Here is a 9,678-nt window from a genome sequence, read left to right as displayed (position 1 = left end):
AAGCACCAATAATAAAGTTAGCCTACGATGAATTAGACAGGTTTAGCTGGAATGAAAAAGATTTAGTAGCTTATGAAGAAAGAATAATGGATCTACGGAAAGAAGAAGCCATTCTTGAATACAGACTTGACCTTGCTACTGAAAAAGGCATCCAAATTGGCGAAGAAAGAGGCATCAAAATCGGTAAAGAGGAAGGGAAAATCGAAGGAAAAATCGAAGTCGCAAAAGCAATGCTGGCTAACAATGTTGATGTCAACACTATTGTCAAATTTACTGGCCTTTCTATTAGTGAGATTGAAGAATTAAGTGTGAACGGTACAGAGTAATTTCAAAGTGCATTTGCAGTTGGAACGGATACATTTAATGAGAGTCCCATTTCACGGTGTTCAAATCTACTCCTCCTTGTACCATCTCCCAAAGTGGGCTCATTTCTCTCAGTCGGCCAACATTTTTAGCAACAAGATCTGCTGCATACAAAACTTCTTCTCTAGTTGTAAATCGGCCTAGGCCAAATCTAATTGATGAATGCTCAAGGTCATGGCCATTATTTAGCGACCGTACTACGTAGGAAGGCTCAAGAGACGCAGACGTGCACGCAGAACCAGAACTTACTGCTAAATCCTTGATTGCCATGATGAGAGACTCACCCTCAACATAGGGAAAGCTCAAGTTTAGGTTGCCAGGAATTCTATTTTCATAATCACCATTTAAAACGATATCAGGAAACGCTTCTTTTATCTTGTTATACAAAATATCCCTTAATTCTTCCACTCTAGTTGTTTCTTTTTTCATTTCTTCTCTAGCAATACGTGCCGCTTCACCAAAACCAACTGCAAGAGGTGTTGGAACTGTTCCAGAACGCATGCCTCTTTCCTGTCCACCACCACTAATTAGTGGTATCAGCCTAACACGAGGATTCTTTCTACGTACATATAATGCGCCTATTCCCATAGGTCCATAAATTTTGTGGCTAGAGAGACTCATAAGATCAATGCACATCTCATTAACATCAATTGGAACTTTTCCAAAGCTTTGAGCTGCATCTGTGTGGAAAAATATATTATGCTTTCTACATATTACACCAATTTCTTTGACAGGCTGAATTACTCCGATTTCATTATTTACCATCATCACTGAAACCAGGATCGTTTGATCAGTAATTGCTTCCTCAAGCTTTGATAAATCTATAATTCCGTTTTGCTTAACAGGCAAATATGTAACTTTAAAGCCTTCATTTTCCAGATGCCGACAAGAATCCAGAACACACTTATGCTCCGTGCAGACAGTGATTATATGATTTCCTTTATTTTTATAAAAGTGAGCAACGCCCTTGATTGCCGTATTATTTGACTCAGTTGCACCTGAGGTAAAGATAATTTCTTTGCTATCTGCGTTCACCAGATCAGCGATGTGTTTCCTTGCTTTTTCCACTGCTTCTTCAGCAGTCCAACCAAATGAATGGCTGCGAGAGTGTGCATTACTGAACTCACCAAAGTAAGGTATCATCACCTCTAAAACACGGGGATCTACTTTAGTAGTAGATTGATAATCAAGAAATATTGGTAATTTTATTTTAGTATCATGTATTTTTTTACTTTCAACATTCATAAAGCTACCACGGAGACAAAATTTACAATTATTTTATAGCATCAAAACTTAATTTTTTCAAGATATAATCTTGCATCAAGTACAAAAGTGTCATCCAAGTAGCTGACACATAACTGTACGAACATTTATTTGCGAAAGCAGTGTGTTAAATGTTATAGCCAGTTTTGCCTCAAACACAAAGGCAGTGCCCAGACACTGGGATGACACCCTATTGGTGGCAATTGCTTCCAAATCATAATGTTTGTACAGCTGTGCGCCGTGCGCTGGAATCCGTTTTAGCCCTTATCTATATCTCAGTTCCACCAACAGTTATTGCGTCGACTTTGAGTGTCGGCTGACCAACTCCAACGGGCACATTTTGTCCATCTTTCGAGCATGTGCCAACACCAGGATCTAACTTTAAGTCATTACCAACCATAGATACTTTTTTCAACACTGTTGGACCGTCACCAATTAGTGTTGCCCCTTTGACTGGCTGTGTAATTTTGCCATTTTCTATTAGGTAAGCTTCCGAAGATGAAAAAACAAATTTTCCTGACGTTATATCAACCTGCCCACCACCGAAATTTACTGCATATAGACCTTTCTTTACGCTAGATATTATTTCCTTCGGTGTATACTTTCCGGGCAACATATAGGTGTTTGTCATGCGCGGCATAATAACTTCTTTATAACTTTCTCTTCTACCATTACCAGTTGGGCTTACACCCATGAGTTTAGCGTTCATATGATCCTGCATGTATCCTTTTAGGATCCCATCCTCTATCAATATATTATAACTGGGTCGAGTGCCTTCATCATCTACGCTGATAGAGCCGCGCAAATTGGGCAGAGTTCCGTCATCAACTACTGTGATGTCACTAGCTGCTACTTGTTTACCCACAGAATTTGAAAATGCTGAAACTTTTTTGCGATTGAAGTCGCCCTCAAGTCCATGACCCACGGCTTCGTGTAACAATATTCCTGGCCAGCCTGGACCTAAAACGACTGTCATTTCTCCGGCTGGAGTTGGAATTGCTTCAAGATTTATTAGTGCTTGTTTTAATGCTTGATTTGCAACTTCTTTCCACTTTTTCTCAGAAATAAACTTACTATAAGAGTCCCTTCCACCACGCCCTGCAGAACCTCTTTCGGTACGGCCATCTTTTTCTACAATGACTAGCACATTAAAACGTACCAGAGGCCTGATATCGCTTAATCTGTGATCACCCTTTATTACTTGTGCAACTTGCCATTCTCCACTTAGAGTTATTTTTACTTGCTTCACGCAGTTATTTTTGGACCTTACATACTCATTAACCTCATTGAGTAGCTTAATCTTTGAATTCAGATCCATTTCATTTATAGGGTTAATCCTCGAATATAGGCTTTTTGTCTCTTCGTTTAAATTTATTGAATTTGTCTTGTTTAAAGACACTGAGCTTTTTACCATAGAAGCAGCATTACTAATTTCTTTTTCGCTGATCTCAGAAGAACAAACGAAAGATGTACTATCTTCACAAAAAGACCTTAAACCAAATCCCCTTCTAGTATTCAAGTCCATGTGTTTTAATATGTTATCCTCAAAAACCAGGGACTCCGACTGGCAAAATTCTAGAAACAGCTCACCACCATCGCTATTGCTCAAAGCGTTATTGACTATTTTATATACGTTATTAATATTAACATTGTTTTGAGCAAAAAATATTTGATCTAGATTTGGCATTACCTTTGAACTAAAAATTGTTTAAGTATATTATTTAACTTTAACATAGTAAACTATAAAAAGCCCGGGTGGCGGAATTGGTAGACGCGCTAGCTTCAGGTGCTAGTAACTTTTTAAGTTGTGGAAGTTCAAGTCTTCTCTCGGGCACTCTTAGCTTCCATATTGCTTGTTGAATTAATTGATGCTATAATATAACGTATTAGGTAATATTTATGCTATGTATGGTGAAAAAGATAAGTTAGCCTACAGAAAGAAGGTACGAACTTACTCGAAACGCTTAGTTACTACACTATCTACTATCTCTTTCATTGGATACATAGCGGCATTGGTCTTGAATATTCCTGTCTTAAGTCTGTATTTTAGTATTGCCGGCGCTATATTCAGTGCACTTTCGTTTGCTTTAAATATATGGTCACTAAATGATCATTCCCGACAACAGAATCTTAATAAGAAATCTGGCATAAAAAACATTCCAGGACAAAAAAAGTTAACAAAGATCTATCTTGATATAGCATCCAGTGCTTCATTTCTAATAGGAGGTATTGCATCTATGTCGCTTTTTGAGTCTTCTGTTATTTATTTTGTTTCTACGCCTTTTTTTATTCTAGGCTGTGTTATTATGGCAGCTAATATCGTTCAAACTATGATTAGTGAACCACAGACAAAAAACGTCCTTGAGAATCTCTCTTCAAATACTGCAAGAGTACAAGCTTAAGTATTAACTTATTTAACTTATACAGGAATATTAGCTATATAATTCCACTGAAGGAAGCCATTCAAAAGAGTTCGATGTAATTAGCGTCAAAAAAGTGTAAGCAGAAATTGTGGGCTTATTGGGGTAGGAGCGCTTAGTACTCCTACTTCCACATCAATTACTTGAATAATTGCTCAAGCTATCAAAATAAAAGTTTTTATTCAGTAATTTGTGTATAAAGGGTACTATTTTACTAGTAGTGAAATAAATCAGAATGAAGTCTATTTTATTAACGAGGCCTTTATTGGACTCGTTCAATACAAGAAATATATTGAGAAAGTATGGATACAAAGTTTTTATAGAACCAGTATTCACAATAAAGTACTTAAATCCTGATATATCTGCGTACGAATTTGACGTTGTGATATCTACAAGTAAAAACAGTGTAAAGGCTCTTAGTCAAATATGCAAAGAGGATGACTTTCCGATTATTACAGTTGGTAATTCAACCATGCAGGCTGCAAAAAATTTGGGATTTTCTGATATAATCTCAGCAAACAGCAACGTTGATGGTCTGATATCATTCATAAAAGCTCATTATTCAAACGCAATAAAGTTCTTGTATATAAGGGGACAAGAAGTATCATGTGACCTAAAAAAGAGATTATCTGAAGAAGATTTTAACGTAAGAGAAGTTGTACTCTATAAAACAATTATAAAAAGGAATCTAACTAATAGGTGTAAAAATTTACTATTGGATGGTAAAATTGATAGTGTTGCTTTTTTTTCCTCACAGACAGCAAGGATATTTTGTTCATTAGTTCTAAAAAGTGGGTTATCTCATGTGATGAATAATGCAGTTGCATATACCATGAGTAAAAACATTGCTGATAGTTTAAAGTTAATCAAATGGAAAAAAATTATAACATCGAGGTTGCCTACTGGGGAGAGTTTAATTGATATAATTAATAAGGATTGTTGATGCTAAAGATTGCAACTTGGAATGTAAACTCCATACGTAAAAGAGTTAACCAACTTTGTAGTTTTATAGTTGATAGTCAGATAGATATAATTTTGCTGCAAGAGATAAAATGTATGGAAGAGCAATTTCCTTATGCAGAGATAGAGAAGCTGGGATATGAATGTGCTGTCTATGGACAAGTTGCAAGAAATGGCGTTTGTGTTTTATCTAAATATCCGATACTGGAGAAGTTTAGGATTGATATCGTAGAAGGTTATCAAGAAGCGCGTTATATAGAGTGCATAATAAAGCACAATAATCAGAAGGTAAGGGTGGGAAGTGTATACGTTCCAAACGGTCAAAGCCCGGACTCTCAAGCATTTGAATATAAACTCAAGTTTTTTGATAATCTATATGAAAGGATGAGCACTTTGTTAAAGAATGAAGAGTTAACTATCATAGCTGGCGATTATAATGTTGCACCGGATGAAATTGATGTCTTTGATTCAAACTTATTGAATGGCCAAGTGTGCTTTCATATAAGAGAACGTGAGAAGTTAAGAGCGATCTTGAATCTTGGGTTTAAAGATGCGTTTAGAATATCTCACCCAAATTTGCAACAATTCACTTGGTGGCATTATCAAGGCAATTCACTCAGAAATAATCAAGGAATGCGAATAGATTATATGCTGTTATCACCACAAGCTGTAGATAAATTGGAAACATGCTACATAGATGATAGATTGCGTAAGCTAGAAAATCCGTCTGACCATACTCCTGTTGTATGTGCTATAGAATAATAGCAGATCTCTTACACAATTCACTTTTAGCAAACCTGAGTAGTCTTACCTTTGCTGCTCTGTGGTTTTTCCCTTCGTTTGTTTTCCTTTCCTGTCCAAGATTGATCGTGCTGCTCACTTTTTTCGTTTCCTACCTGGGAAATTTGCTCAGGAACAGGCTGTTGTTCACTCTTTTCTTTTCCTTGGGAAATTTGTTCAGAAACAGAGGTGCCTTTCTCAACTTCTGTAACTGGGGTTTTTAAAATATCATCAATGCCCTCGAGAATTTTTCCATTCAGTTTTTCTCTCTTTTCTGTATCATTTTTATCTTGTGAGTTAGGGTCATACAAAGTACCTTTTTTGTTATTTGAAAAAAGAACCTCCACTTCTCCTTTTATGGCAAATATTGTGCCGATAGCAGTAAGAACTACTCCGAGTGTAGTAGGACCAAAAATTAACATTGGAATAGTGGAAAGAAGGACAGGAAAAAAGATCTTGCTCAAGAACGTTGTTACCATCTCTTCATCACTGAGTGGTGATTCATCCTCTTCTTTCTTGTCTTTACCTAAGAATGGTATTTTTTCTTTCATCCCATCCATAAAGGAGCCAGAAATATTTTTCGGGTCTATTTTGATCCCTCCAATTAGCAGCAGCAGCATTTCCAATACAAACTTTATGGATGAATCTTTAGCTTCTGTACCGCGTATATCAGCTACACAGTCATCTACTACTTCTTTTATTTTACCATTCTTGAGATTCTCCTCATTAGCTAATTTTTTCTCTCTAATTTTCTCAAATACGGAAAGTAAAAACTGAGAAAAATTCTCTTCACTGAGTGGTTCTACATCTTCTAGCTTGACATTATTGAATATAATTTGATTCTGACTTAGCATGAAAGCGAGTACTGCCTCGTCATCTTCCTTTAATTCTTTAGGTTGTACTTTGTTTTTCAGCAATTGTATAAAGGCATCATGGATTACCTGATGTTCCTCTTTTTCAAAAATTTTCTCATCTTCGTTAGTTACCTGAGTAGGTAACTTTGGAGGTTTTGAACTTTTTACTTGTGGGCCTGTCATGGCTGACCTATTTGCATTTGCTATGTTCTATTCTAACATATTTTTCGTATTAGTTCAAATGATTTATACTCCTAGAATTCACGATGTTTAAGTCATAATTAAGGGAATTTAGACCCCAGTTGTCGCCAACTTTTATTTCTACTTCAAGTGGTACAGAAATTTCTATTGCATTTTCCATTATATCTTTCATAAGTTTTGCTGTTTCTTGTACCTTTTCGTCTTCTACTTCAACCAGTAGTTCATCGTGAACCTGGAGGATTATTTTACCTACTTTTAATTGGTCAAAAAGCTGAATCGTCGCACGTTTTATTATATCAGCGGCGGTGCCTTGCAGTGGTGCGTTTATTGCTGCCCTTTCTGCAAATTGTCTTATATAAGGAATTGTATTGTTTATGTCTCTTACAAAGCATCTCCTGCCAAACAAAGTTTCTACATAACCATGCAATCTTGCGATAGACACTGCTTTTTCCATATAGGCCTTTATTTCTGGGTAACAGGAAAAATAGTAATTAATGTATTCAGCAGCTTCCGCAATGGTAATTCCAAGCCGCTTTGCAAGACCAAATGGGCTAATGCCATATATAATTCCAAAATTGATGGATTTTGCTTTGCGTCTTAATTGCTCATCTATTTCTTGCACTCCAAAAACTTGCCTAGCGGTGATCTCATGAATATCTTGTCCGTTTGCAAAAGCTTCTTTAAATGCTGCAACGTTTGCAACGTGTGCCAGGAGTCTTAACTCTATTTGTGAATAGTCAGCAGAAATTATCTTATGCCCTTTTGGCGCAATAAATGCTTGTCTGATAAGATTTCCCTCTTCGCTTCTGATAGGAATATTCTGTAAATTAGGATTGCTGGAGCTCAGCCTTCCAGTTGCAGTTGCAGTCGTTGAAAAGCTTGTGTGTATTCTACCATCAAGTGGATCAACTTGCTTTATTAATGCATCAGTGTAGGTGCCTTTTAATTTACTTAAATGTCGCCAATTTAAGATTTTACTTGCGATTTCTACCCCTTCTTCTTCGAGTGCCTCTAGAACTTCATAATTGGTGCTATACGATCCAGATTTTTTTGACATTTTCTTTTTATTAAGCCCCATTTTGTTAAACAAAACATCACTTAATTGTTTTGGCGAAGCAATATTAAATCTTTCTCCTGCCAAATTATATATCTCATCTTCAAGCACGGCAATTACCTGCTGAAATTTATCGGACAATTCCTGTAATTTTTGTATGTTCAGTAATATCCCATTTTTCTCCATATCAAATATTACTTTCATAAGTGGCTTATCGAAGCGCTCGTAAATTGTGAACAATTTTTCCTGAAATAACCTTTGCTTTAGCTTTTCATGAATTGCTATTAAAGTTTTTGCCGAGAAAATTTCTACATCTCCACTCAAATTATGTGCAATTATGTTTGGAATACTGTGATCATGTTTTCCTGTATCCAAGCTATACGACATTATCATCAAATCATCAACTGAATCTAACATCTTCTCTATTGCAGGGAAGATTTTCCTGATCTCTTTAATGTTATGTATTATTTTAAGCACTCCATTTGAGAGTAAAGTTGAGTTAATTGTAATAAGTGCATCTTGTATGCTGTCTTGCTCTATATAAAAAATATTACTTTCGCTATGAGATAGACTTAATACATTGTTTTCAAGGTGGTAATGAATTGCAATTTTGCCTTCATATCTACAGTGCTCTAAAAATTTCTCTAACTCTTCACTACTATACTCTATTTTTTCTTCTGTGCTAGACCCACTATAGGAAAAAAGCTTTTCCACTTTCCCTATCAAGGAATTGAATTCATACTTCTTTAAAAAGGATAACAATTTCTCCATGTTTGGAGAATGGACTTCATATTTTGCAATATCATGTTGAAGGTCTACTTTTTCGCATAGTGATAAAAGTTCTCTTGAAATTAGTGCTTTTTCCTTATGTTCGGTAAGAATATTACGAATCCTCGTTCGCTCGATGTTATCAATGTTCTCTACAATATTATTCAATGAATCAAATTCATCTAATAATTTAGTGGCAGTTTTTGGTCCTATTCCTGGAACGCCTGGAATGTTATCAGATGCATCACCAGTTAGAGAAAATAAATCAAGAAGCTTGCGTGAGTTTACACCAAATTTTTCTACTACTCGTTTTTCATCTATGTATATATTTTTAATGGGGTCGAATATTAAAATATTGTGGTTCAAGAGTTGAAACAAATCTTTATCTGATGAAACGACTACCACTTTAAAGTCTTGGTGGTTGGCGTATTTTGCAGCTAGTGTTGCAATTATATCATCTGCTTCATAACCTTCAATCTCTTCATAGCTGAGGTTAAAAGCTTCTACCGCTTCCCTCAGTATGGTGAACTGTGGAGTTAGATCCTCAGGAGGCGTTACTCTGTTCGCTTTGTACTCAGGATATAAATTGTGCCTAAAATTCTTTTTCCCTGCATCAAGTGCTATAGTTAAGTAGTCCGAATGGGCAATGTACTTAAGAACCATATTCAGAAAGCCATATACACCACCTATTGGCATTCCTGTTGTGGTAATTAAGTGAGGTAGTACATAGTAAGCTCTGAAAAGAAAACCATAGCCATCGATGATTGTGAAAGTTTTTTCTTTCATTGTAGATATTTATGCGTGCTTTTGATGGTCCACTATTTAGCTGAGAAAATCAAGTTTTTGTTTTTCTGCTTTTGAGCGTTGTAAGAACCTGTTAAGGATCTCGAAAATATGAGGTAGAATAAGCATAGTTAAGAAAGAGGCATATCTATGCAAAAAAGCTATCCAAGCGATATAAGTAAAGAACAATTTGAAAAAATTAGACCAATACTGGAGAGTAGCAGAAAGAAAA

8 protein-coding genes, 1 tRNA gene and 1 pseudogene are annotated in these 9,678 nt (G+C 35.9%); 5 read left to right on the top strand and 5 right to left on the bottom strand.

Annotated features, from left to right (window positions below):
* A pseudogene (locus OZD63_RS02600) lies at nucleotides 1-326 on the top strand (Rpn family recombination-promoting nuclease/putative transposase); the annotation flags it as partial.
* A 34-nt stretch (nucleotides 327-360) separates the two neighbouring features.
* Here OZD63_RS02600 and OZD63_RS02595 read toward each other — a convergent pair.
* A complete protein-coding gene (locus OZD63_RS02595; protein ID WP_274980041.1) occupies nucleotides 361-1,608 on the bottom strand; it encodes an IscS subfamily cysteine desulfurase in 1,248 nt (415 codons plus the stop codon).
* Between the two features lie 286 nt (nucleotides 1,609-1,894).
* On the bottom strand, nucleotides 1,895-3,313 hold the full coding sequence (gene tldD, locus OZD63_RS02590; protein WP_275008039.1) for a metalloprotease TldD: 1,419 nt from the start codon (nucleotides 3,311-3,313) through the stop codon (nucleotides 1,895-1,897).
* A 62-nt stretch (nucleotides 3,314-3,375) separates the two neighbouring features.
* Between tldD and OZD63_RS02585 the strand changes: the two genes are divergently transcribed.
* The 4 genes from OZD63_RS02585 to OZD63_RS02570 all read left to right on the top strand — a co-directional run bounded on the left by OZD63_RS02585 (nucleotide 3,376) and on the right by OZD63_RS02570 (nucleotide 5,768).
* Nucleotides 3,376-3,460: transfer RNA gene (locus OZD63_RS02585), tRNA-Leu, on the top strand.
* 70 nt (nucleotides 3,461-3,530) lie between these two features.
* A complete protein-coding gene (locus OZD63_RS02580) occupies nucleotides 3,531-4,028 on the top strand; it encodes a hypothetical protein (protein ID WP_275008038.1) in 498 nt (165 codons plus the stop codon).
* Nucleotides 4,029-4,281: 253 nt separating this feature from the next.
* Nucleotides 4,282-4,989 (top strand): uroporphyrinogen-III synthase, encoded by a 708-nt coding sequence (locus OZD63_RS02575; RefSeq protein ID WP_275008037.1) that lies wholly within the window; start codon nucleotides 4,282-4,284, stop codon nucleotides 4,987-4,989.
* Complete coding sequence (locus OZD63_RS02570; protein WP_275008036.1) at nucleotides 4,989-5,768, top strand: exodeoxyribonuclease III; 780 nt, start codon at nucleotides 4,989-4,991, stop codon at nucleotides 5,766-5,768. Before OZD63_RS02575 ends, OZD63_RS02570 begins: the two co-directional genes overlap by 1 nt.
* 26 nt (nucleotides 5,769-5,794) lie before the next feature.
* Here the strand turns inward: OZD63_RS02570 and OZD63_RS02565 are convergent, their stop codons facing one another.
* From OZD63_RS02565 to OZD63_RS06145, 3 genes are all read right to left on the bottom strand, one after another.
* The gene (locus OZD63_RS02565) at nucleotides 5,795-6,823 is read right to left on the bottom strand and encodes a hypothetical protein (RefSeq protein ID WP_275008034.1); all 1,029 of its coding nucleotides are present in this window, start codon (nucleotides 6,821-6,823) and stop codon (nucleotides 5,795-5,797) included.
* 49 nt (nucleotides 6,824-6,872) lie between these two features.
* The gene (gene polA, locus OZD63_RS02560) at nucleotides 6,873-9,449 is read right to left on the bottom strand and encodes a DNA polymerase I (protein ID WP_275008033.1); all 2,577 of its coding nucleotides are present in this window, start codon (nucleotides 9,447-9,449) and stop codon (nucleotides 6,873-6,875) included.
* Between the two features lie 36 nt (nucleotides 9,450-9,485).
* On the bottom strand, nucleotides 9,486-9,678 hold a 193-nt coding region (locus tag OZD63_RS06145; protein ID WP_410543738.1), incomplete at its 5' end, for a hypothetical protein.

Origin of the sequence: Wolbachia endosymbiont of Drosophila leontia, assembly GCF_028981785.1 — a bacterium.
Classification (GTDB): domain Bacteria; phylum Pseudomonadota; class Alphaproteobacteria; order Rickettsiales; family Anaplasmataceae; genus Wolbachia; species Wolbachia pipientis.
This window is presented reverse-complemented; position numbering and strand designations above follow the sequence as displayed.